This is a genomic window from Thiofilum sp., from assembly GCF_016711335.1.
GTDB lineage: Bacteria > Pseudomonadota > Gammaproteobacteria > Thiotrichales > Thiotrichaceae > Thiofilum.
This window is the reverse complement of record NZ_JADJTF010000001.1, coordinates 1460125-1484013: the sequence shown is the minus strand read 5'-3', so window position 1 is coordinate 1484013 and position 23889 is coordinate 1460125. Positions and strand designations below refer to the sequence as shown.

Annotated in this window: 24 protein-coding genes; 13 read left to right on the top strand and 11 right to left on the bottom strand. The window is 43.2% G+C overall.

Annotated elements, in window-relative coordinates:
* The first annotated feature begins 141 nt into the window (after positions 1-141).
* The 10 genes from IPL34_RS06970 to gcvA all read left to right on the top strand — a co-directional run bounded on the left by IPL34_RS06970 (position 142) and on the right by gcvA (position 11856).
* Positions 142-1200, top strand: coding sequence for a carbohydrate porin (locus tag IPL34_RS06970; protein ID WP_296839762.1), 1059 nt, complete (start codon positions 142-144; stop codon positions 1198-1200).
* Positions 1201-1262: 62 nt separating this feature from the next.
* On the top strand, positions 1263-2201 hold the full coding sequence (locus tag IPL34_RS06965) for a carbohydrate kinase (RefSeq protein WP_296839759.1): 939 nt from the start codon (positions 1263-1265) through the stop codon (positions 2199-2201).
* Positions 2202-2407: 206 nt separating this feature from the next.
* Entirely contained in the window at positions 2408-3409 is a 1002-nt protein-coding gene (locus tag IPL34_RS06960) for a carbohydrate porin (RefSeq protein ID WP_296839754.1), read from the top strand.
* Positions 3410-3667: 258 nt separating this feature from the next.
* Positions 3668-5140 carry a glucose-6-phosphate dehydrogenase gene (gene zwf / locus IPL34_RS06955; protein ID WP_296839744.1) on the top strand — a complete coding sequence of 491 codons (1473 nt, stop codon included), beginning with the start codon at positions 3668-3670 and terminating at the stop codon, positions 5138-5140.
* Positions 5137-5802, top strand: a complete 666-nt coding sequence (pgl, locus tag IPL34_RS06950; protein ID WP_296839742.1) for a 6-phosphogluconolactonase — start codon at positions 5137-5139, stop codon at positions 5800-5802. Before zwf ends, pgl begins: the two co-directional genes overlap by 4 nt.
* Positions 5803-5820: 18 nt before the next feature.
* Positions 5821-7632 (top strand): phosphogluconate dehydratase, encoded by a 1812-nt coding sequence (edd, locus tag IPL34_RS06945; RefSeq protein ID WP_296839734.1) that lies wholly within the window; start codon positions 5821-5823, stop codon positions 7630-7632.
* Between the two features lie 15 nt (positions 7633-7647).
* Complete coding sequence (gene pgi / locus IPL34_RS06940) at positions 7648-9306, top strand: glucose-6-phosphate isomerase (RefSeq protein ID WP_296839721.1); 1659 nt, start codon at positions 7648-7650, stop codon at positions 9304-9306.
* Positions 9306-9929 (top strand): bifunctional 4-hydroxy-2-oxoglutarate aldolase/2-dehydro-3-deoxy-phosphogluconate aldolase, encoded by a 624-nt coding sequence (gene eda / locus IPL34_RS06935; protein ID WP_296839718.1) that lies wholly within the window; start codon positions 9306-9308, stop codon positions 9927-9929. Before pgi ends, eda begins: the two co-directional genes overlap by 1 nt.
* Positions 9930-9941: 12 nt before the next feature.
* Positions 9942-10898: a glucokinase gene (gene glk, locus IPL34_RS06930; RefSeq protein ID WP_296839715.1), complete on the top strand. Its 957-nt coding sequence runs from the start codon at positions 9942-9944 to the stop codon at positions 10896-10898.
* Between the two features lie 19 nt (positions 10899-10917).
* Positions 10918-11856: a transcriptional regulator GcvA gene (gene gcvA, locus IPL34_RS06925; protein WP_296839711.1), complete on the top strand. Its 939-nt coding sequence runs from the start codon at positions 10918-10920 to the stop codon at positions 11854-11856.
* Between the two features lie 356 nt (positions 11857-12212).
* On the opposite strand, the gene IPL34_RS06920 is transcribed toward gcvA, so the two are convergent.
* The 7 genes from IPL34_RS06920 to IPL34_RS06890 form a co-directional block, all read right to left on the bottom strand.
* Positions 12213-12506, bottom strand: a complete 294-nt coding sequence (locus tag IPL34_RS06920) for a DUF1127 domain-containing protein (RefSeq protein ID WP_296839708.1) — start codon at positions 12504-12506, stop codon at positions 12213-12215.
* Between the two features lie 230 nt (positions 12507-12736).
* Complete coding sequence (locus IPL34_RS06915) at positions 12737-13306, bottom strand: ribosome-recycling factor (RefSeq protein WP_296839706.1); 570 nt, start codon at positions 13304-13306, stop codon at positions 12737-12739.
* Between the two features lie 153 nt (positions 13307-13459).
* Complete coding sequence (locus IPL34_RS06910; protein ID WP_296839701.1) at positions 13460-14674, bottom strand: crosslink repair DNA glycosylase YcaQ family protein; 1215 nt, start codon at positions 14672-14674, stop codon at positions 13460-13462.
* 8 nt (positions 14675-14682) lie between these two features.
* Positions 14683-15111, bottom strand: coding sequence for a type II toxin-antitoxin system VapC family toxin (locus tag IPL34_RS06905; RefSeq protein ID WP_296839691.1), 429 nt, complete (start codon positions 15109-15111; stop codon positions 14683-14685).
* A complete protein-coding gene (locus IPL34_RS06900) occupies positions 15108-15362 on the bottom strand; it encodes a type II toxin-antitoxin system Phd/YefM family antitoxin (protein ID WP_296839685.1) in 255 nt (84 codons plus the stop codon). The genes IPL34_RS06905 and IPL34_RS06900 overlap by 4 nt, the downstream gene beginning before the upstream one ends.
* 128 nt (positions 15363-15490) lie before the next feature.
* Positions 15491-16471: a restriction endonuclease gene (locus tag IPL34_RS06895; RefSeq protein WP_296839674.1), complete on the bottom strand. Its 981-nt coding sequence runs from the start codon at positions 16469-16471 to the stop codon at positions 15491-15493.
* A gap of 173 nt (positions 16472-16644) precedes the next feature.
* On the bottom strand, positions 16645-16965 hold the full coding sequence (locus tag IPL34_RS06890; RefSeq protein WP_296839671.1) for a non-heme iron oxygenase ferredoxin subunit: 321 nt from the start codon (positions 16963-16965) through the stop codon (positions 16645-16647).
* Between IPL34_RS06890 and IPL34_RS06885 the strand changes: the two genes are divergently transcribed.
* On the top strand, positions 16964-17827 hold the full coding sequence (locus IPL34_RS06885) for an SDR family oxidoreductase (RefSeq protein WP_296839669.1): 864 nt from the start codon (positions 16964-16966) through the stop codon (positions 17825-17827). The two genes, IPL34_RS06890 and IPL34_RS06885, sit on opposite strands and share 2 nt — an antisense overlap.
* Before the next feature lie 50 nt (positions 17828-17877).
* Here the strand turns inward: IPL34_RS06885 and IPL34_RS06880 are convergent, their stop codons facing one another.
* Both IPL34_RS06880 and IPL34_RS06875 read right to left on the bottom strand, forming a co-directional pair.
* The gene (locus IPL34_RS06880) at positions 17878-18306 is read right to left on the bottom strand and encodes a hypothetical protein (protein WP_296839666.1); all 429 of its coding nucleotides are present in this window, start codon (positions 18304-18306) and stop codon (positions 17878-17880) included.
* A 283-nt stretch (positions 18307-18589) separates the two neighbouring features.
* On the bottom strand, positions 18590-19048 hold the full coding sequence (locus IPL34_RS06875; RefSeq protein WP_296839664.1) for a hypothetical protein: 459 nt from the start codon (positions 19046-19048) through the stop codon (positions 18590-18592).
* Positions 19049-19241: 193 nt separating this feature from the next.
* Here IPL34_RS06875 and IPL34_RS06870 point away from each other — a divergent pair, with 193 nt between their 5' ends.
* Positions 19242-19718 carry a hypothetical protein gene (locus IPL34_RS06870; protein ID WP_296839661.1) on the top strand — a complete coding sequence of 159 codons (477 nt, stop codon included), beginning with the start codon at positions 19242-19244 and terminating at the stop codon, positions 19716-19718.
* 55 nt (positions 19719-19773) lie between these two features.
* Positions 19774-20307, top strand: coding sequence for a hypothetical protein (locus tag IPL34_RS06865; protein WP_296839658.1), 534 nt, complete (start codon positions 19774-19776; stop codon positions 20305-20307).
* Positions 20308-20380: 73 nt separating this feature from the next.
* Here IPL34_RS06865 and lspA read toward each other — a convergent pair whose 3' ends face one another.
* Together lspA and ileS are read right to left on the bottom strand one after the other, a co-directional pair.
* Positions 20381-20908 carry a signal peptidase II gene (lspA, locus tag IPL34_RS06860; RefSeq protein WP_296839656.1) on the bottom strand — a complete coding sequence of 176 codons (528 nt, stop codon included), beginning with the start codon at positions 20906-20908 and terminating at the stop codon, positions 20381-20383.
* Complete coding sequence (gene ileS / locus IPL34_RS06855) at positions 20901-23717, bottom strand: isoleucine--tRNA ligase (RefSeq protein ID WP_296843046.1); 2817 nt, start codon at positions 23715-23717, stop codon at positions 20901-20903. The genes lspA and ileS overlap by 8 nt, the downstream gene beginning before the upstream one ends.
* Between the last annotated feature and the right edge of the window lie 172 nt (positions 23718-23889).

Sequence of the window (23889 nt, the reverse complement as noted above, 5' to 3'; positions counted from 1 at the left end):
TCCGGTAGCACGAGATGAAATTAAAATCTTGACATATCATTAGGGTGTATAGGTTTAGGTTTTAGTAGACTCATAAAGCTGAATTTCTATACGTTGTGTCTCCTTAGTAAGATACAACAGTGTTAATAACGAAAGGTACATATGATGAAAACTAGTTTGAGAATGAGCGTTGTAGCTGGTTTAACTGCATTCTTAGTAAGCTTTGGCGCAACTGCTGCTGAGAAGACTTTTAATGTTGGTGGTTGGGCAGAGTATGATATTACTACTGGCAAAACCACTTTTACTAACGGTGACACAGTTGGTACACGTGTAACTGCTGATGGTTCGGTGAAAAACACGCTTGAAGGTGGTCGTGTTCAACTAACAGCTAAAGCTCGCATTGATAATGATCATGGCACATTTGTAGAAGCTGTTGCAGCGCCACGTTTCTATTTCACTGATGGTAAGCAATCTGGGGCTTCAGGTGATCAATATCTTATGTTTGGTAGAAAAACATGGGATATTAAATTAGGTCGCTTCGAAGCTATTGATCTGTTCCCTTATGGCAAGCAAGCTGGTCGTGATACTGATGTCGCATTACAACGTGCTAACGAAGTTACTGGCACAGGTCATACTGGTCATACTTTATTAGGTTATCAAGCTAACAAAATGCGTGGTCGCAATAGCGATGATGTCGTCCAAGGAGCTGCACATTTTAACATTGGTAAAACCCAAGTAGAATTAGGTGCTGGTTACAAAGATGCTAATGGAACGAAAACTACAGGTGTCCGCCCTGTTGTTAAATTTGATGCTGGTCGTTTCCGCATTGCTGCTGGCTATGATGCTTTAGCAACTAAGACTGGTAGTACCTATAGTCAAAAATGGGAAGGTTTTGGTATTACAGCAGGTACTACTATTGGTACTGTAAGCGCTAACTTTAATGTTGCTCAAGGTAAAAACAAAACGACTACTGACTCTGATAAAAAGATGAGCTCTTATGGTGTTAATGGTTCACGTGGTCGTTTTGGTGCAGGTTATATCCATGACAAAACTACTAACGTAGGTAAGCAAGATACTCTATATGCTGCTTATACTGTACCTTTAATGGGTAGTAAGGATGCAACGGTTACTTTTGCAGCTAATACCTCTAAAGCAAAGTATAACGGTGGCGATACAGCGAAAAATAACCAGTTCCGTGCTCGTTTCAACTATAACTTCTAATTTCAGTTAGAAACTATAGTTTAAGAACAAACCACCACAGCTAGACAAAGAGGGCAAGTAATATGATCGTTATATGTGGCGAAGCTTTATTTGATGTATTCAAAGAGCATCACTCAGAAACGCTCACTACTTTTCCTCTACTAGCTGTGGCAGGTGGTTCGCCTTTTAATGTAGCTATTGGATTAGCTCGCTTAAATACGCCCGTTGCTTTACTAACAGGTTTATCCAATGACTTTTTAGGGCAACGTTTAAAGAGTGTATTAGAGCAGGAACAGGTCAATACTCAGTACCTTATTCCCAAATCTGCTCCCACCACCTTAGGTTTTATTGAGCACGGTGCAGATGGTGTACCTCACTACGCTTTCTATGGCAATGGTGCAGCAGATCGAGTGCTCACTACACGAGACACACAAATCAATTTAGCTTCAGTGACTGCTTTACATTTTGGTTCTTATACCACTGTGACGGAGCCTACTGCTGACTCTTTTTTATCCCTTGCTCAAAGCGCTATGGGAAAATGTCTCATCAGTTATGATCCCAATATTCGCCCTACCGTAGAGCCGAATATGGACATCTGGCGTAATCGTTTTATGCAATTTTCTGCCTGTGCTAATTTACTCAAAATTAGTGACGAAGATTTAAATTTACTTTATCCCGACGCTGATCCTAAGCAAAAAGCCCAAGAATGGTTAGCAAGGGGTGTTGATTTAGTTTTAGTTACTCGTGGATCTAAAGGCGTATGGGCTTTTAATAAAGAGCATTTTGTCGAAGTAGCTACCCCTAACATAACGGTAGTGGACACAGTAGGAGCGGGAGATACTTTCCAAGCAGCCACTTTATATAGTCTACAAAACATACAAGCCTTAACATCTGGGTCTTTAGCTCGTTTAGCTCGACAAGACTTAGAAGATATTTGCCAATTTGCTGCTAAAGCGGCTGCAATTACTTGCACGCGGCGCGGTGCGGATTTACCTCGTTTAAAAGAAATCATAGCATTATGATGAGGGTTTTATTCTTTCAAAGCGCTTTTATTTCATTTATATTTCTGTTAAGTTACTAATATAGTATTTTGTTTTTATTAGACTTTATTGTTTGTGTATTAATTGCATCCCTCTGTTCAGAGGGGTACATGAATTTGGGAGAAGAATAACTTCCCCCCTAATTTGCCCTGATGGGTATGGATTGAAACAACACGAGGGTGTATCCCATGAAAACGAACTGGAAAGTGAGCTTAGTAGCTATCATTGCAACTGTTATGAGTATGGGCGCAACAGCTGCTGAAAAATCTTTTAGCATTGGTGGTGATGCTGAATACGATATTACTCATCGAAAACAAACTAGCAGTGCTAACGTTACAACAAAAAACTTTAGCGAAACTGGGCGTGTTAAGTTAAATGCCAAAGCCCGTATTGATCATGAAAATGGTGCTTTCGTTGAAGCAGTGGCTCAGCCCTTGTTCAGCTACACTGATGGCAAAAGCCCAGGTTCAGATGATATGTACATCAAATTTGGTAAAAAGGCATGGGATTTACAGTTAGGTCGTTTTGAAGGCTTTGATTTATTCCCGCTTGGTAAAGACACTGTAGCTAATGCAGCCGCAGAGATCGACAGTAATGTTTTTGGTTACAAAGCAAATAATGCTCGTGGTCGTGGACCAGATGGGATTGTACATGGTGCTTTCCACTCTACTATGGGCAAATTCCAAACCGAAACCCGTATGGGCTTTGGTGAAAATGCTACCACCAAAACCACACATACTCGTCCAGCTGTTAAATTTGATGCGGGTCGTTTCCGTTTTGCAGTAGGCTATGACCTCGTCCAAGTAAAAACTAAAGCGAATGGTGCTAATACTACTACTAAGGGCTTTGGTATTACAGCAGGTACTAAGATAGGTGCATTTGACGCCAATATCAACGCCGCTAGTGGTAAAAGCAATGCTACAGGTGCTGATAAAATATCCTCTATAGGTTTGAATGCTACTCGTGGACGCTTTGGTGCAGGCTACATTCACGATAAAAACTATACTACGGCTTTGAATACGACGGGTAAAGGCAAGCAAGATACTTTCTATGCTGCTTACTCAGTACCTTTAATGGGTAGCAAAGATGCTACTGTTACTTTTGCAGCAAGTACTTCTAAAGCTAAATACGATGCAGGAGGTACAGCGAAAGATACCTCAGCTCGTGTACGTTTTAACTACGGCTTCTAATAAGACAACGTTCATTCATCACAATTAGTTTTTAGTGATGAGGTGGGGTAGCTCTGTTCTATCCCACCCTTTTCTACATTTGACAACCCAGACTAACCACGCTTAGGAGACTACACCCTAGTGATACTCTTGAGTACTATTTCTGCCTGCATAGACTAAAACTCTATCATCCAACGACACCGTTAAATTCTATTTCTCATCTTTACTATTACAGTCTATGATGCACTTACCACCACTTAGATAGGATACTAACGCTCTATGACTAGCAAAGTTATACCTGTGCCTCCCTTTGACATGGTAATTTTTGGCGCCACAGGTGATCTTTCACAACGCAAACTGTTACCTGCGCTCTTTCGCCGTGATGCTAGTAAGCAGATACCCGATGCAGCCCGTATTATTGGGCTATCCCGCCTTGATTATAATCAAGAACAATTTCGCCAATTTGCCCTTGATGCCCTCAATAAATTTATTCCCGCTGCTGAACTTAAACCAGAATTAGTCGAGCGTTTTTTAAAGCGCTTAGATCACTTACATAACGACGTAACCAAACCTGAAGGCTGGCAACCGCTCCGTGATTTATTGAATGAGCATCCTGAGCGTATTCGCATGTATTACCTCTCTGTAGGTCCTGCATTATTTGGCACTATTGCCAAAGGTTTAGCTAGTGTGGGCTTAAATGGCGCTAATGATCGTTTAGTAGTTGAGAAACCTCTAGGTCATGACCTAGCCAGTGCTCAAGAACTTAATCGCCAAATTACCACCAGCTTTGAAGAGCGTTGTATTTACCGCATTGACCATTATTTAGGTAAAGAAACGGTACAAAACCTTATGGCATTGCGTTTTGCTAATGCTTTATTTGAGCCGCTTTGGAATGCTAATGCTGTCGATCATGTGCAAATTACAGCGGCTGAAACTATTGGGGTAGGCTCACGCGGTGGTTATTATGATACCTCTGGTGCAATGCGCGATATGGTGCAAAACCATTTGATTCAGTTACTTTGCTTAATGGCGATGGAAGCACCCTATGCTTTCAATGCCGATGCCGTGCGCGATGAAAAGCTTAAAGTCTTACGTTCTCTGCGCCCCCTCAAAGGTCATGATGCCTTACGTAATACAGTCCGCGCTCAGTATTTAGCTCGTAGTAATGAGCCTAGCTATGTAGAGGAAGCAGGTAATCCTAATAGCCATACCGAAACTTATGTGGCGATTAAGGCAGAAATCGACAATTGGCGCTGGTCAGGTGTGCCTTTTTATTTGCGCACAGGTAAGCGGTTACGCAGTCGCTTGACTGAGATTGTGGTGACCTTTAAAGAACCTTCTCACTGTGTGTTCTCTAATATTCACGCACCTTTACAGCCTAATAAACTGGTTATTAGACTTCAACCTGATGAAGGGCTACAACTGCACATCATGACTAAAGACCCCGGTCCGGGGGGGTTCCGTATGCATCCTACAGCCTTAGATATGACTTTTGCGGAAGGTCTAGGTCCTGATTGGCGTATGCCTGATGCTTATGAGCGCTTATTAATGGATGTGGTACGGGGTGACCAGACTCTATTCATGCGCGGGGACGAAGTAGAAGCCGCTTGGCGTTGGATCGATCCAATCATTGGAGCGTGGGAAGATACTGGTGCTAAACCTGATACCTATGAATCAGGCAGTGAAGGCCCGATTGCTTCTTTAGAACTCATGGCGCGAGATGGGCGTCGTTGGCGCGAGATGGTGGTATGAAATTCATTGAATACGCCGATCGCAGCGTGCTATTTAGTGCCCTCGCTCAAACAGTGGCTCAGGAATTAAGGACTGAGCTTCAGACACGAAATCATGCTAGTTTAGCCGTTCCGGGAGGTACAACCCCCGCGCCCTTTTTTGAACAACTTAATCAGGTCGAGTTAGCATGGGATAAGGTCAAAGTTACCCTGACTGATGAGCGCTTAGTGGATGAAAATCATGAGCGCTCTAATGCTCGCTTGCTTAAAAATAGCCTATTAAAAAATCGCGCTAACGCAGCTACTTTTATTCCACTCTACAGCAACGATACTCTAGCGGGCACTGAGGCGCTTGCACCCTTAAAACCATTAACAGTGGTGGTACTAGGGATGGGCACAGATGGGCATACGGCCTCGTTGTTTCCTAATGCAGCCGAATTAGCTGCTGCATTGGATCCTAATAATTCTGCTTTAAGTAGCATTATTCACGCACCTAATGTACTCGAACCTCGTATTAGTCTCACTTGGAGCTTATTAAGCTCGGCACAGCATTTGCATATTTTGATCACAGGCGCTGAAAAAAAAGCGGTACTTCAACAAGCATTGGCGGATCTTTCGGATACCCTAACAATGCCGGTAAGAGTAGTATTACAACAAAACGTGACTGTGCATTATGCACCCTAAAGTTAGCAGGAAGTGATTATGACTCAACTACATTCCACCTTACAGGCAGTCACAGACCGAATTATCGAGCGCAGCCAAACTACACGCGCACACTACTTAGCAGTTATGCAGCGTAATCGCCAAAATGGGGGGCGACGCTCTATGGCTTGTGGCAATCTCGCACATGCCGTCGCTGCTAGCCCCGACTTTGATAAGCGCTTACAGATCAAAGTTGAAACCCGCAATATTGGGATTGTGACCGCTTACAACGATATGTTGTCAGCACACCAACCTTTTGAAACCTATCCACAACTGATCAAGCAAACGGTACGGGCTTTAGGCGCTAGTGCTCAAGTAGCGGGTGGTGTACCTGCTATGTGTGACGGAGTGACTCAAGGTCAACCCGGCATGGAGCTTTCACTTTTCTCTCGTGATGTGATTGCGATGGCAGCGGCGGTTGCGCTATCTCATAATGTATTCGATGCCGCTATTTTCTTAGGGGTATGCGATAAAATCGTTCCGGGCTTAGTGATTGCCGCTGCGACTTTTGGTCATCTGCCAGCGGTATTTTTACCCGCAGGCCCTATGGTATCGGGTATCTCTAATGACGAAAAAGCTAAAGTCCGCCAACAGTATGCTGCGGGTCAAGTAGGACGTGATGAACTACTTGCTTCAGAAATGCGCTCTTACCATGCCGCTGGGACCTGCACTTTCTATGGCACTGCGAATACCAATCAAATGCTGATGGAGTTCATGGGTCTGCAATTGCCGGGGTCAAGCTTTATTAATCCTAATACCCTACTGCGTGATGCTCTAACTAAAGCGGGTGCGGCTCAAGCGGTGAAACTAGCTCATTCTGGTCTTACTACTGCTGATATTTTAGATGCCAAAGCATTTGTAAATGGCATGGTAGGTCTGAATGCGACCGGAGGTTCCACCAATCTATTACTGCACTTAGTAGCAATGGCGCGAGCGGCGGGCGTTATTATTACCCTTGAAGATTTTGCCGATCTTTCCAAAATCACTCCCCTACTGGCACGCGTTTATCCTAATGGGGCAGCGGACGTGAATCACTTCCATGCGGCTGGCGGCTTGCAATTGATGATACGTGAATTGCTGCAAGCAGGTTTACTGCATGATGATGTGCAAACCATTGTTGGACAAGGATTGCATCATTATACCCAAGAAGCGTTTTTGAATGACTCATTGGAATTAGTATGGCGCGAAGGTACTACTACTAGCCATGATCTGAATGTAGTACGTCCGTTTAATGAACCCTTCCAAGCCACAGGTGGCTTACAACGCTTACAAGGCAATATTGGTGAGGCAGTCATTAAGGTATCGGCCGTTAAGCCCGAACGCCATATTATCCAAGCGCCTGCACGGGTATTTGCTGATCAGGAAGAGGTCAAAGTAGCCTTTGATGCGGGCGAATTAGACCGTGATGTAGTGTGTGTGGTGCGTTTCCAAGGCGCTCAAGCTAATGGCATGCCAGAGTTACATGGCCTCACACCGATTTTAGGCTTAGTGCAAGAGCGTGGTTATCAAGTCGCTCTCGTTACTGACGGGCGTATGTCAGGTGCGAGTGGCAAAGTTCCTGCTGCTATTCATGTCAGTCCTGAAGCTTTAGATCGCGGAATGATTGCCTGTATTCAAGATGGAGACATAATTCGCCTTGATGCTACTGCGGGAACCCTAGAAGTATTAGGAGTGGATTTAAGTACCCGTACACCGGCTACCCTACCCCACTCTAATCACCATAGTGGTATAGGACGAGAATTGTTTGGCGTGTTTCGCTCCACGGTAAGCCCTGCATCACAAGGCGCTAGTGTTTTGTTTACTGAAAACTAATGTAGATTCACCACCATGACAGAGTTAGCTTCCCATTGGGCTAAAATAAAACAACACGCTGAGCGTTTACAACCGCTCCATCTGCGTGAACTATTTGCCCAAGATTCTAAACGTTTTAATCAGTATTCTGCTCAATACCATGATTTACTTATAGACTTCTCTAAGGAAAAGATAGATCAAGCGGCATTAGAGGCATTAATCCAACTAGCCCAAACCGCGCAGATAGAGCATTGGCGTGATCAAATGCTCAGCGGTGCTAAGATTAACACCACTGAAAATCGTGCAGTACTGCATACCGCACTACGCGGGGGTGCTAATGCCGATTTGATCGTGGATGGTCAAGATGTCAATGCCGATGTCACAGCCGTAAAAGAGCGCTTTTTAGCTTTTGCTGAACAAGTGCGTTCTGGAGAGTACTTAGCCGCTAATGGTCAACGCTTTACTGATATTGTAAATATTGGTATCGGTGGCTCAGACTTAGGTCCCGTCATGGTGACTCAAGCACTTGCGCCTTATCACGATGGCCCACGTACTCATTTTGTCTCTAATGTAGATGGTGCACACATTGCTGATACCTTAGCCAGACTCAATCCACAGACCACCTTATTCATTATCGCCTCTAAAACTTTTACCACGGCCGAGACTATGCAAAACTTTGCGACGGCCTTAACGTGGCTAAAAGCGGGTATTGGCGAGGAAAATAGTGGTAAGCATTTAGCAGCGGTTTCAACCAATTTAGAACGCACGCGTCAATTTGGCATTGATGATAGCCGAGTATTTGGTTTTTGGGATTGGGTCGGTGGACGTTATTCGCTGTGGTCATCTATTGGTTTATCGATTGCTATAGCGGTGGGCGCTCAGCATTTTCAAGCCCTCCTTGATGGCGCTAAGGCGATGGATGAGCATTTCCGTACCGCTCCCTTGGCACAAAATCTACCCGTATTATTAGCCTTGATCGGTATTTGGCGACGTAATGGTCTTAACTACCCTACTGTTGGACTCATGCCTTACGATCAGCGTCTAGCTCGTTTCCCTGCCTATGTCCAACAGCTAGACATGGAATCTAATGGCAAATCAGTAACTCGTGATGGCAAAGCGGTTAACTCAGCCACCGGCCCCATTGTCTGGGGCGAACCCGGAACCAATTCACAACATTCGTTTTTCCAACTGATTCATCAAGGTACGGATGTTATTCCCGTCGACTTTATGTTAGCGGCGAATGATCATCATGCTAAACCTATTGCAGGTGTCTATGCACATCACACCGTGTTAATGACCAATGCTTTAGCTCAAGCGAATGCTTTAGCCTTTGGACGCACAGCGGATGAAGTACGCGCTGAAATGCAGGCGAGTGGTGCAACACCTGAAGCGATTGAAGCCTTAGTAGCCCATCGTACTTTTCAGGGTGATCGTCCTTCCACTATGTTGCTGTATAAAAGCTTAGATCCTCATACTCTAGGGATGCTAGTCGCACTCTTTGAACATAAGGTATTTGTGCAAGGTATTATCTGGAATATTAATTCTTATGATCAATGGGGAGTTGAGCTAGGCAAAAAGCTCGCCACTGCCTTACAGCCTGTAGTAGCAGGTGCACCTATTCCCGATTCTTTTGATAGTTCGACGCGTGGCTTGATTGAGCATATCCATCAATGGCGTCAAGCGGAGACCCAATAATGACTTTAAGTACCCGTGATATTTGTAAACTAGCTCCCGTTATTCCGGTAATTGTGGTTGAGCAATTAAGTGATGCCAAAGATTTAGCTCAAGCCCTAGTCAAAGGGGGCTTACCCACCCTAGAGATTACTCTGCGCACTCCTTGTGCTTTAGATGCTATTCGTGCCATGAGTGAAGTAGAAGGCGGTGTGGTCGGTGCTGGTACGCTATTAACCCCCAAAGATGTGAAGGCTGCTAAAGCGGCGGGAGCTAAATTTGGCGTTTCTCCGGGGGTGACTGAAGCATTAGTAAAATCCGCCCAAGATGAAGGCTTACCGCTACTGCCCGGCGCTGCAACGGCGAGTGAGGTCATGTTTTTATTAGAACAGGGCTATGACACCCTCAAATTTTTCCCAGCAGAAGCAGCGGGGGGCATACCTATGCTGAAGTCTTGGTTTGGTCCTTTACCTTCAGTCAGTTTCTGCCCAACCGGTGGTATTACTATTCATACTGCACCTCAGTATCTCGCTCTGCCTAATGTGTTGTGTGTGGGCGGCTCTTGGTTAGCACCTAAAGAGTTAATGGCACGTCACGATTGGGCGGGCATTGAAGCATTAGCCGCTCAAGCAGCGGCATTAAAATAAGGAACTCCGACGATGATCAATGGATTAATCGCCGACATTGGGGGCACTAATGTACGCTTTGCCCTAGTCAATGAATATGGCGAAACCTTAAAAATTGAAAATTTACTGTGTCGTGATTTTGCTGGCCCAGTGGAAGCGGTACAAGCCTATTATGAAAAAGTAGGTATTAATGGTAATCGACCACGGCGTGCAGCTTTTTGCGTTGCGGCTCCGGTGAATCAAGACCGTATTGATGTGACTAACAATCACTGGGATTTTTCACAGATCGAGGTAAAACGCAAACTAGGGCTAGATACGCTCAAGATTGTGAATGACTTTACCGCTGTAGCTTTAAGTGCTCCGCGCCTACATGCGAATGACTATGTAAAAGTGGGTACGGGTAAAGCCAAAGAAGGCCCTATTGCCGTATTGGGTCCCGGCACTGGATTAGGTGTATCAGGGCTGCTCTATGGTGAGCATAAGCAATTTATTCCGATTTCAGGTGAAGGCGGTCATGTGGCTTTAGCCGCCGTCAATGATCGTGAATCAGAAGTACTCACTCAACTGCGTCGTGATGTTGGCTTTGTATCCGCAGAACGAGTGTTATCGGGCTTTGGCATGGTGAATTTATACAATGCAGTGCTCACTCTAGCTGGTCAAGCACGAGTCGATGTCAATGCAGCAGAAATCACGCGCCTAGCTTTACAAGAACAAGATCCTGTTGCTTTAGAAACGGTGGATCTGTTTTGTGGGTTTTTAGGTACAGTAGCCAGTGATATGGCGTTAACTTTATTTGCCACTGGTGGGGTCTTTATTGCGGGGGGCATTGTCCCTAAGCTCGGAGAAGCTTTTGCTAAATCCTCATTCCGCTCTCATTTTGATGAAAAAGGGATCTATACTGATTTAATGCAAACTATCCCCACCATGGTGATTACCCATCCTCATCCCGCCTTTGTGGGCTTAAGTTCTATGGTATTAAGCCGTACTTAATGAGTATAAGGAAGCAGGTATGGCTGAACATTTACCCCTAAATGCTTTACGCGCCTTTGAAGCGGCAGCACGCCATTTGAGTATTAGCAAAGCTGCCGAGGAGCTGTTCGTCACACCTGCTGCGGTAAGCCAGCAAATTAAATTGCTTGAAGATTATATTGGCAAACCGGTATTTCATCGTTTAACACGCGCTTTGGCTTTAACAGATGCCGGAGAGGCTGGGTTACCTCATATTCAAGAGGGTTTATCTAATCTGTCTGAGGCGATGCGTCTGATGCGCCAAGATTCAGATCGTAACTCACTTACTGTCTGGACTGCGCCTACCTTTGCTAGTAAATGGTTAATGCCTCGCTTACCTGATTTTTTAGAGCACCATCCCGGTATAGAGATGCGTCTATCTGCCGATGCTAATCTGATTGATCAGGTCAGTATTAAAGGTACGATTAGTGCCGATGATCTGCGTCTTAATAATGTCGATATAGCGATACGTTTTGGACGAGGTAGCTATCCGGGCTGTCGAGTCGATAAGCTGTTTAAAGAGCAAGAGCGTGCTGTACCACTGTGTAGCCCCAAATTATTGGAAGGCGAGCATCCGCTTAAAACCCCCGAAGACCTTAAATATCATGTCTTACTGCATGATGATACGCGCTATGAGGGTCGACCGAGTTGGTCTGAGTGGCTAAACGAATTCAAAATTGAGGGTATTGATCCGAAAAGAGGCTTACATTTTAGCCAAGCTACCCTCGCTTTAGATGCAGCCGCTGAAGGTCAGGGGGTATTACTGACGATGGCTCCCCTTGCTGCGGCGGATTTACAATCGGGTAGGCTGATTATTCCCTTTAATCTCAGCACACTGATGACCCGCGCTTATTATGTGATTAGCTTAGAAAGTCGCGCCCGCCAAAAAAATGTAGTGGCATTTAGAAAATGGATTCTAGATAAAGCGAATCAGCACTAGATTTATTAATGTCAAACTGGAAAAGTAAAAGGTAATAAATGAGCTATTAGATTAGCTTGTCGAACCGCTGCTAAAGCAGACGGATCGCAAGCTTTTTATAATTGAGCTACTGTGGTGCTTGCAGCTCTATTTTTTAAAGTGCCTGACGGGTTTAGGTAAATCGATATACACCAATCAGGCCCTTAAAATAAAATACACAGTAAGATCAACGCAGGCTAAACTACGTGACGTGAAGAGAGAAGAGAAGTGTGTAACCACCTTAGAGGAGGTGCAGCCTTCCCACGCTGATCCCGCTGTGTAACAGGAGGAGACGATTCAGCTAAAGCATTGAATACATACACTTTAGCTATAAATTTTTAGGCAGCTTTAGCAAAACCTTTAGCATCTTGCTGAAAATCATTAGCTGCTGTTTTTATACCTGATACCTTATCGTAATGATTTTGACTGACTACGATCTTAATATGAGGCATATCAAATGTTTTATTTGCTTTCATTAGCCAAGGGTAAGCTTTTACGCCCTGCTCTAATAACTCACGCGATACGCCAATATCATCTAACATTACATCATTAAAGGTCATTAAATGGCGACGCATACTAGCTCTTTTCATATACTGCACAGTTGATTGAGCTACTAATCGAACTGTATTCATAATCTTCATTCTTCTTAATCTCTATACTACACAGCCAAGCAAATGAATCTATTTAATGGTGTTCTGCTTTGGGGCTTGGCTTTCTTTGTTCTTACTATGTGTATAGATTACTTTGCTCGCTGCAATGCAACAAACGACTTATTTTAAATTGATGGATTAGAAAAACTAACCTAAGTTGCAGCTTATGAGCGGAGCTAGCACACCTGATCCAATGCGTTTAGCACCTATCGCTAGCCTGTCAGAATTTCTTTCTCTTTGGCTGCAACGATTTCATCGATTTGTTTAATAGCTACAGCACCTAGTTGCTCAACCTTACTATACGCTTGGCTAGCCTCATTTCCACTCAGCTCTCCATCCGCTTCCAGTTGTGCGATCTGTTCATTTGCCCCAAGCAGATACTTACGATGAATAACGGCTTTGCTTTCCTCACCGTACTTTTTGGCGAGCCTGACCAGCTCCTTACGGCGTGCATCGCTCAAAACAGGGATAAGAACACGAATAAAATTACTATGGATTTGAGGATTAAGATTCAGGTCGCTCTCACGGATTGCCTTGTCAATATTTTTTAATTGCGATTGCTCCCAAGGCTTAATTGTAATGATGCGCGGCTCAGGGACGGAAATAGTAGCCATTTGCTGCAGGGGTGTAGGCATACCGTAATAATCGACAGATACACCTTCCAGCATTTCGGCATATACTTGAGCGCCTCTTACCTTGACAATAAGATCATGTCGCATTGACTCAGTACTTCTTTCGATACTGATGCTTAACTCATTAAATATCTCATCGAGCTTGCTCATACTTTTTTTCTCCAAATTATGATGGGTGGAAGCACTTTGTGGGGAACAATAAGGCAATCCTGTGAGTATATGTAAGCGCCTGAAATAATTGTATTTACCTTTAAAACGTTTGGGCTACCGCTTCTAGTGCATTGTGTTTGAGAGCGTGAGTTATCAAGTTAAGGATTTTAGTGCATTCTGCAAACGCTGAATCAGTGTATTGGGATAGACCTGAGTCAAGGAGACGGTCTGACACTGTTGGAACTGGCTAAACGCTATAATCGCCTCTAACCACGCGGCAATCACTAGCTCATCATCAAACTGATGCGGGTGAAAATGCAGAGCCTTAATTTCTAAATGCCCTGTTTTGCGGTGCGCCTTAGCATTCATGCGACCAATAAATTCATCGCCATAAAGTAGGGGCAAGCAAAAATAACCATACTGGCGCTTGACTTCTGGCAAATAACATTCAATTTGATAATCAAATTGAAATAGCGCCTTAAGTCTATCGCGCTGAATCACACTATTATCAAAAGGTGAAAGAATTAGCATACGATTGCTTGACGGAGAAACAAAACGCTCTAGTGCACCAGCCTCTAATAGAAAGACCTCACCATTGCTCACTTGCACTTGTTCTAAAGTGCCTTGCGCTAATCTTGCGCTCACTAAATTTTTTACCGCTTTGCGTAGCTCCGTATTGCGGCGCAAATACGTTAGCCCCTTGAGCGTAACCAGACCATGACAACGCAACTGTTGCTCTAATAGATGCTCAGCAAATTCCTCTAGGCTAGGCATCTGGGTATTGATATGCGAGGGTAGAACGCGCTCGGTGAGATCATAGGTCTTTTGAAAACCTGCACGGCTGCTCACCATCAGATCCCCCTCCATATACAACTGCTCCAATGCTTGCTTAGCAGGTTTCCAATCCCACCAGCCTGCGCGTTGTTTCGTATCCCCTTTCACATCACGGGAGCGTATTGGTCCTTCTGAACGGATACGCGCTAATAATTCGTGCATCAGCTTTTGGTCACGAGTTTTATACCAATGGGTTTGACCGCTTTTGATGGCGTGTTTATAAGGTAAGGAAAAACGAAAATCCGCTATCGGCAAAAACGCGGCAGCATGTGACCAATATTCAAAAATATCACCCTGTACTAACAGTTCATTAGTCATAGCGGGTTTAAAGTCAGGCACTCTAGTATAAAAAACGTGATGGTGTGCTCGCTCCACGACCGAAATAGTATCGATCTGTATATAACCTAGGTGATTAATGGCGTTACGTGCCCCTGCTAAACCCTGACCATAAGGTTGAGTTTGCAATAAGCCTTGAGAAGCTAAAGCTAATCGCCGTAAAAGTGCCCTATCTTGCGGTTGTTTCATCTCAAGCATATAGAAAATTAACCTTCATACTCCCAAGGGTTTAATAGCTCGGCGGTGCTTTGCTCCATATCGGATATATTTCGAGTCACTACAATGCAGTTATTGGCTAGCCCTGATACAGCTATGAGTCCATCCATAGTCGCCATCATTTTACCAGCCAGTTCAGCCATTCCTTGAATAGAACCCCATAGTGTCACGACTTTTAAATTGATGGGGAGTATTCGACCTTCAAAACGTTGTTTCAAATCTTCTTCGACCCATAATTTTAATTTTTTCTTTCTGGTGAGATCGGATGATTTTTCAATGCCTTTTTGTATTTCGCCAAAGGTTAGGATACTCAGATATAAGCTATCCTCGTCTTGAGCTGCTAACCATGCTAATACGTTTTTATTAGGTTCTTTTTTAACGATTTCAGAAATAACGCAGGTATCCAAGAGATATTTCATAGCTCAATATCTCTTGGATTATCTTTGGTTCTGGTTATCTCAAGGTCAGCTTCCATAAGTGGCGAGTTTCTGAGGAAGGTAATCAAGTTATCTTTGGGCTTAGTCAGTTTGATATAGTCTTCAAAAGAGATAATCACCACAGCGTTATTACCGTGCTTAGTAACGATCTGGGGCTGGTGACGCATGGCGCTGTCGACTAATTGGCTAAATTTGCTCTTTGCGTCTTGAAGTTGCCATGTATTTTCTTGCATAAGCCTAGGTCTCATCTAAAACTGGTCAGACTAGACAGTATTTTTTATTTTAGTTTTTGTCAAGAATTATATTTGAATTGATATATTAAGAACTATATATTACTACTATACCCTCATTAACATAAAATTTATATTTCAACCTTAAAAAAAGGTTCTTTATATAATGTTGTTCCAGTAATTTTTCTCTTTAAAAAGCTTTTTAAATCAGCGCTCCTTTCAAGAAGCATGACTATTTCTTCTAATGAGCATAGAACTATAGTCTTTTGTGAGAGTACTTCTCGGCATTGAGCAATTGCAGTTTCTTTAAATCCGTTGGCAGCAATAAAAATTGCTTTTGTATCACCACGATTGAATAATCTCACTAGATGTTGCGCTATAGTCTCGATCCCAACAGCTTCTTGAATCCATTTCATTTCAACGAGATAAATATTACCATCAAGCTCAATAACCCCATCTATTTGTTCCATTGTTGTCGATTGATTTGGGATAGCTCTCTTAAAATCTTCTTTTATTAAAATTTCAAAAGATTTGAATAGATCATTCAATACTTTCTCAAGTAACTTGCCCCTTTTATGAGGTTCATTATCAAGTGAAAAGAGATAAAATAGGTCAGATTTTATCTTTTGGATGCTTTCTTTTCTTACTTTTTCTTTTTCTTTTTCTATTTGGATTTTTGATGCTTGTGCCTGCTGGTCTTTTTCCCTAGCCCTTTCTTGATTAATTTTAGTGAATGTGTCTTTGATGTTAACTATTTTTCTAATTTCTGAAACTAAACCTTTTGCTTTTAGTCGATCCCCTTCCCAACAGCATGAAAACTCTTCGATTTCCACTACTCTCTTTATTAGTTCTCTTCTAGTACGTATTTCAGAGTCACCTTTTTGATTTATGCGTTGCAGGCAAGTCCTGACTATTTCGTACTTATTGATGTTTTGACGATCAGTTTTAACTCGATGCTCAAGATCGTGTAGGTCGCTATTTGATACACCTGACCCTTTTAAAAATAGTATTACATCTTGTTTTGACTTGCATAGTAGTGGGATTGTATCCACTAATAAGGAAAAAACTTCGGGAGGATAATGATAGCTTACATCCATTGGTGATTTTTCCATCCTGTAAAGATTTACTAAGCACTATATCAGATTAAACCTCTCACAAGAGGTTTATTGGTCTTATATAGGTTTAAGTATTAGTATAAGCTAACATAGTTCATTATTTAACATTTACCTTATAGTAATAATAAGCAATGTGAGTTTTAAAAAGCTATATCTAGCATTTAGTTTGGTTACACCAATACAACCCTAACCCGTCCTTCATCAAGCATAACAGCATAAGTTTGTAGCGCAATTTCAGCAGGCTCTCTTAAAGGTGCTCCCGTTTTCACGCAAAACTCGCCCCCATGCAAAGAACAATGCACCCGCTCACCCTTTAAACACCCCAAATACAACGACGCATCCTCATGCGTACAGCGATCATCTACCGCATAAAAAGTGCCATTAACATTGCAAAGCAATACAGCCCCTTTATCATGTTTCAGACGCTTAGTTTTCCCCACCGGAATATCGGTCGCAAGACCACCATCAAGGATTAAAGAGGTTTGGTTCATGTCAGCACTCCAACAAGCAATTTGGATTATGGGTTGTGGCGATATAGGTCGCCGTGTCGCTCGCTTATATCAAAATCAGGGTATAGGAGCTATAGGCTGGGTGAGGGGGGCAGATTCAGTCACACTCGGTCAAGCCCAAGGCATTGAAATGCGCCAAGGTGATATGGATGCAGGCAGCTTTTTTCCACGTAATGCGTTTGAAGGGCGTGATATTTTTTGGTTTGCCCCGCCCCCTAGTAGTGGTTCAGTCGATAGCCGTCTGAGGCGCTTTTTACTCGCCGTGCAATCCGCTCCACGACGTATCGTGTTAATCAGCACGACAGGCGTCTATGGGGATTCTAAAGGCGCTTGGATTGACGAAAACACTCCCGCTCAACCCAATAATGAACGCTCAATCCGCCGCCTCGACGCTGAAACCGCTCTACGCGATTGGATGCAACAATATAAGGGTGATGGTGTGATTTTGCGCGTGCCGGGGATTTATGCGCTAGATCGTTTGCCTTTAGAACGCTTAAAACGCGGCGAACCCGTAGTCAAAGCCGAGGAAGCACCTTGGACTAATAGAATTCACGCGGATGATTTAGCCATGATTGCCAAAGTAGCGATGGAGCAAGCACCCAAGGGAGCGATTTATAATGCTACGGACGGCAATCCTTCCACTATGACCGAATACTTTAATCAAATAGCCGATTATGCAGGTTTGCCGCGTCCTCCTCAGATGAGTTTAGAGGAAGCCAAACAAGTATTGAGTGCGGGAATGGTATCGTATTTACAAGAATCGCGGCGCATTCGTAATGACAAGCTATTGAATGAATTAGGTATTACTTTACAGTATCCGAATCTAGCCGCTGCTTTGCGCTAATGAGTTGAGCTTACTCTTAATGATGATATGAGTAAGCTCTAGTATTAGTTTCAGCGTAAGATACGCACTACTGCATCGTTATAGTCATTATCCGCACCATCTTCAAAGCCTAGCTTATTACCGTCACGCTGATAGTGGCTTTCCACCCAAGGTAAACTAGGGTTGGCGGGACCTGTTTTGTGTTGAGCACGCACGGTATAGCAACGCCCCGGACGACTAACCCACGTACCAGCCCCTGAACGCCATTCGCGCCCTGCTCCACGCCCATAAAAGTTATTAAAGGTCATTGCTACTCGACCCGTAGCGCTATCGGTAATAATAACGCCATTTTCAAAAGCAGCATCAAAGCTCACTCGGACTTTTAAAGGTTTATGATGGGAGGCACATAATACATTACCGGGGGCAACTAAGGCATAACTAGGGGCTGACAGCACTACACTTAATAACCCTGTCGTAATAGCTAACGCGATGGATTTCATGATGTTTTCCTCAACTGACACACTACAGCTTTCAGCTTATACCTGTGTCGATTGAGGTGTTGTGATATATTCACCTTTACTAGATTTAGTAAGCTGTCTAATAAATTATTAGGTTTGAGATGATCGATCTTACTAGACAGCTTCTCCTGACTAACGATTTAGAGTTTTTTCTAAGTACTCTTTTAAGCTATCAGTATCAACACCTGCATAAGTACTCGTAGATACCGTCAATAGAAAAGTAATTAGTATAGTCCCCAATATTTTTAAATAATGTCGCATCATTTCACTCCTTTCTTTTGAAAAAATGGTTTTCTAAGAACTCAATTAATAAATCATTTGCTTCTATGCGAATACAGGTTCTTTCCCCTTGGTGAGTATCACGATAAAAATCAATCAGCTGATAACCTGCAATCATTTTAAGTGCTCGTAATATTTTACGTTCTCGCGCTTTTCTAGCATTGAGGCTAGAGTTATCCATCGCTTTGGCTAACGAACTTACTGTATGAGTTTCCTTGGCTAAGCTGTAGTGGAGGTAAATCAGCATAGCCATAATGCAAGTGTCATGGTCAGTCAAAGCCCGTTTCATTTGTAGTTCTTCTGGATTAGCAACCTTTTGATAGCCTCGACTAAGAATAAATGGATAAATATCAGCCCATTGGGCTTCTTGTTGTAAATAATGCAGTACTAATAAAGCGGTTGCCTTCTTTTGTGCTAAGGCGGATTCATCCTGTTCAGTTGTCATGCTTGTTATCCCTCCACACTCATTGCTTCTATATAGCAAATAAATAAGTGCTTAGTAATAGCGACAAAATGTTACGGTCAGAAAGAATGATCATCACAAAACTGGACGATTTTTTTATTAAAATTACTTGTTAGGCTTTTAGCTGTGTGAGGTATAAAAATTTTTCCATAAGCTATAAATAAGGAGATATGAAATGAAATCCATCATCAGTACTACTTTAGTAGTTTTAATGCTTTCGAATATGGCTTTTGCAGACGCTATCCAAGATAAATTTCAAAGTGTATTAAGCAATAAGATTAATGGTCAAACAGTCAGTTTTAGCAAAGATGATCGCACCAGAGTAGTATTGGGCTGTCATGGTGCTACTTATACCTTAAGTGTTACTTTATCCAATCCTGTAGTATTAAAAACCGAAGGTTCATTAGAGGATGGTTTTACGGTACAAGCTAAAGCTAATTACAATGGTTTAAATGTAAAAGACAAATGGAAAATTCCCTGTGTGCAGGATGGTACTGATAAAAAACCATTATCCGGTACTGTGACGTTTACTATTACTCGTCCTAGTGCTTTTGCTCAAGCCAACTTAGGCATTAATCAAGTCAGTAATGACTCCCTAAAATATACAGGACATGTGGTTGAAACAGCAGTACGCAGAACCTTCAATTTTTAATAATTGGTGAAACAGCCTATTTAGTATAATAAATAGGCTCTTTGGAATTGCCAAAATGAAAACACTCTATAAATTACTATTAAGTTTACTACTCATAATTAGTACATCGGTATTGGCAGATTTTAAAACCATTGATCGAGGCGCTAATTCATGGAGTACTAATACTAGCTATTGGTTAATCTTTGCAGCACGAGATTATGCACCGGGGCATGCTTTTATTATCTGGGGCATTAAAGATCGTAGCACTAATCAATGGACATCATTATTAGGCTATGGCTTATATCCCCAAAATAGTAGCAAGGCAGCTTTCGGCACAGTACCGGGGCATATTGTCAAGGAAACTGCTAATAGTTTAAGTGCTGCTAATAATGGTTTAGTCGTAAGCGTCACTAAACAAATGTATGATTATGTATTAATGAATACGGAAGCTATCCGTAATGGTGTAGTGCCTTATCATTTTATTAATGAAAGTTGCGTAGATTTTACTGAGCTAGCGGCTAGAGCTATTGGGTTGAATACTCCTAATAAGGAGCATTTAACGAATTATCCACAAGCATTTATTAGTGAATTAAGAGATCTAAATAATTAAAGCTTTGAATTACAAAACTATTTAAAAAACTTAGTACATAGCCCAACCATCAAACAGTTGGGCTAGCAAAAGACTAACCTTCCAATTGATGCGAAGCGAATAGCCCAATAAAAATCATCATCGCTGCACCGACCGTAATCGCTATATCCGCCACATTGAAGGTGGCAAAATGATAATTCTGCATCCAAAACGGAATGTCAAAATACACATCAATAAAATCCACCACTTTGCCATGCAGAATACGATCAATAAAATTACCGACCGCACCGCCTAGAATTAAGGCTAATGAACTCGCCACCCAAGGGCGATCTGAAGGCAATTTATGCAACCAGCGCACAATAACCACGCTTACAATCACCGCTAATGCGGCAAATAGCCAAATTTGCCAGCCCTCGTGATTAGCCAAAAAGCCAAAGGCAGCGCCCTTGTTATAAGCCAAGGTCATATTGAGATGGGGCAAAATAGGAACCGGTTGCCCTTCTAATAGATTCGACTCAGCCATCCATTTAGTGAGTTGGTCGATGGCAATTACTACTGCCGCCAACCATAACCAGTGCAACATACCCACTGTTGAGCGTTCGCTTGAAGCTAAATTACGCATAGTGACGCTGCTCTCCTGCGCCCTCAATATTCTCAATACAACGCCCACATAAATGTGGATGCTCAGTATGTGACCCTACATCCTCACAGTAATGCCAACAGCGCTCACATTTGGTATAAGGTGAGGGATAAGCCCGAATCGCGATACCATTCCCTAAATCGACCGCATCTTCTGGCTTGGCTGCATAGGGTTTTAAATGTGTTGCCGAGGTGATAAAAATAAAGCTTAGCTCTTGCGCTTTATCCATCGTAGCAATAGCACTATTGGATTCAAGATCTGCATAAATATCGACCTCAGCCGCTAAGCCTGCACCAATATGCCCCGCTACGCGCAATAGTTCTAATTGCTTAGAAACCGCCTCACGTAATGCCAACACTTGCGTCCAATCCTCAGGCGTCAATGCACTGCTACTATCGAGTGGCGCTAAGCCTTCATACCAAGTCGTCAACACTACCGATTCAGGTGCATTATGCTGGGGTAACGCTTGCCAAATTTCCTCACCCGTAAAACTTAAGATCGGATATAACCAGCGCACCATTGCTTGCAGAATATGGTAAGCAGCAGTCTGTGCCGAGCGTCGTCCTAGGCTTTTAGCCTGCATGGTGTATTGGCGATCTTTAGTAATATCAAGGAATAAACTACCCATTTCCTGAGTACAGAAGTTCTGTATTTCTTGTACCACCTTATGGAATTGGTAATCGCTGTAAGCCTTGGTAATACGCTCTTGTACTTGATAGGCTTGATCTAGCGCCCAACGATCTAAAGGCAACAGGTGCGCTGTTGGTACAATATCGTGTGCGGGATCAAAATCATTTAAGTTGGCTAGTAAAAAGCGCGAAGTATTGCGAATACGGCGATAAGCATCGGTAGTCCGATCTAAGATAGACTTAGACACGCTCATCTCACCACTATAGTCAGTACTCGCTACCCAAAGCCTTAGAATATCCGCCCCTAAGGTATCGGTTACTTCTTGGGGAGCAACGATATTCCCTTTGGACTTAGACATTTTCTCGCCGTTTTGATCCACGGTAAAACCATGCGTGAGAACTGCTTGATAGGGTGCGCACCCATTCATAGCAATCGAGGTCAAGAGCGAAGAATGGAACCAACCCCGATGCTGATCCGATCCTTCTAAATACATAGCAGCCGGAAAACCAAGCTTAGGATTCGATTCTAAAATAGAGTAATGAGTCGTACCGGAGTCAAACCACACGTCTAAGGTATCCGTGGTTTTGTCATAGTGCTCAGCATCAGCACCGAGTAATTCGGCTTTATCTAAAGCAAACCATGCGTCAATACCCGCTTGCTCAATACGTTGAGCCACTTCTTCAAACAGCATCTCAGTACGTGGATGTAGTTCGCCCGTTTCTTTATGAATAAATAAAGTAATCGGCACACCCCAAGTACGCTGGCGTGAGATACACCAATCAGGACGGTTAGCAATCATGCCTTCAATGCGTGCTTGACCCCATTCGGGAACCCATTGCACTTCATTTTGGATAGCATTTAAAGCTTTGGCACGTAAGCCTTGTTTATCCATGCTGATAAACCATTGCGGTGTGGCACGGAAAATCAGTGGCGTTTTATGCCGCCAGCAATGGGGATAGCTATGATTGAGTTTACCTTGAGCCAATAAGGTCTGGTGCTCTTTGAGTACTTCGAGCACATGTGCACCGACTTTATGTACCGACTCACCCGCAAAATACTGCACCGAAGGTAAGAAATTACCATCGCCCCCGACCGGATTATTCACTGGTAAGCCATACAATTTCCCTACCACAAAGTCCTCTTGACCATGTGCAGGAGCGGTATGTACTGCACCCGTACCTGCCTCTAGAGTCACATGTTCGCCTAAAATCACCGGTACTTGACGCTCATAAAAAGGATGCTTGAGCTTTAGACCTTCGAGTACTTGACCTTTAAATGTAGCCAGCACCGTGACATTTTCTAGTTTCGCGCGTTTGGTCACTGCTTCAGCTAAACCCTCGGCGACAATTAAACGCTCTGACCCTGTGTCTATTACTACATAATCTAGTTCACTATTGAGTGCGACCGCTTCATTCGCAGGTAGCGTCCAAGGAGTGGTGGTCCAAATAACGACCGAGGCTAATCCGTGACCGTTGGCTTGCGGCACACGTCGTAACAGTTCAGCTTCATCCGCCACACCAAAGCGTACATCAATCGAGTAAGAGTACTTATCTTGATACTCCACTTCGGCCTCGGCTAAAGCCGAACCACAATCAGTACACCAATGCACAGGTTTAAAGCCTTTATACACATGCCCATTGGCTACGATCTTGCCCAAAGCCCGTACAATATTCGCTTCAGTACCAAAATTCATGGTTAGATAGGGATTATCCCAATCACCCATCACGCCTAAACGCATAAAATCTTTACGCTGAAGATCAATCTGCTCTTTAGCAAACTCACGGCACGCCTTACGGAAAGTAAACGGGTCTACCACCACACCCGCACGCCCAATAGTATCCTCTACTTTCTTTTCAATAGGTAAACCGTGACAGTCCCAGCCGGGCACATAGGGAGAATCATAGCCCGCTAATGTTCTAGACTTAACAATAATATCTTTGAGAATTTTATTGACTGCATGACCGATATGAATAATGCCATTGGCATAGGGTGGACCATCGTGTAAAACAAATGGGGGACGCCCGACCGCTAAAGTACGCAACTTTTGATAGAGCTGACGTTCAGCCCAATCTTTCAACATAGCGGGTTCGCGTTTCGCAAGATCGCCACGCATAGGAAAAGAAGTTGTCGGTAAATTTAGCGTGTGTTTGTAATCCGTCATCATGCTATCCTGTTAAAGTTCTGGCTCACTAGCCACCTCAAGGGGCGAAGAATAGCAAGTTTTTCCTTAAAAACCGATAAGTTCAACTACGACTTGGTAATTTTCGTAATTTAGGGCTAATGTAGAGACTAGGAATGGCACAGGGATGTTATACATTTTAAAAATTTTACTG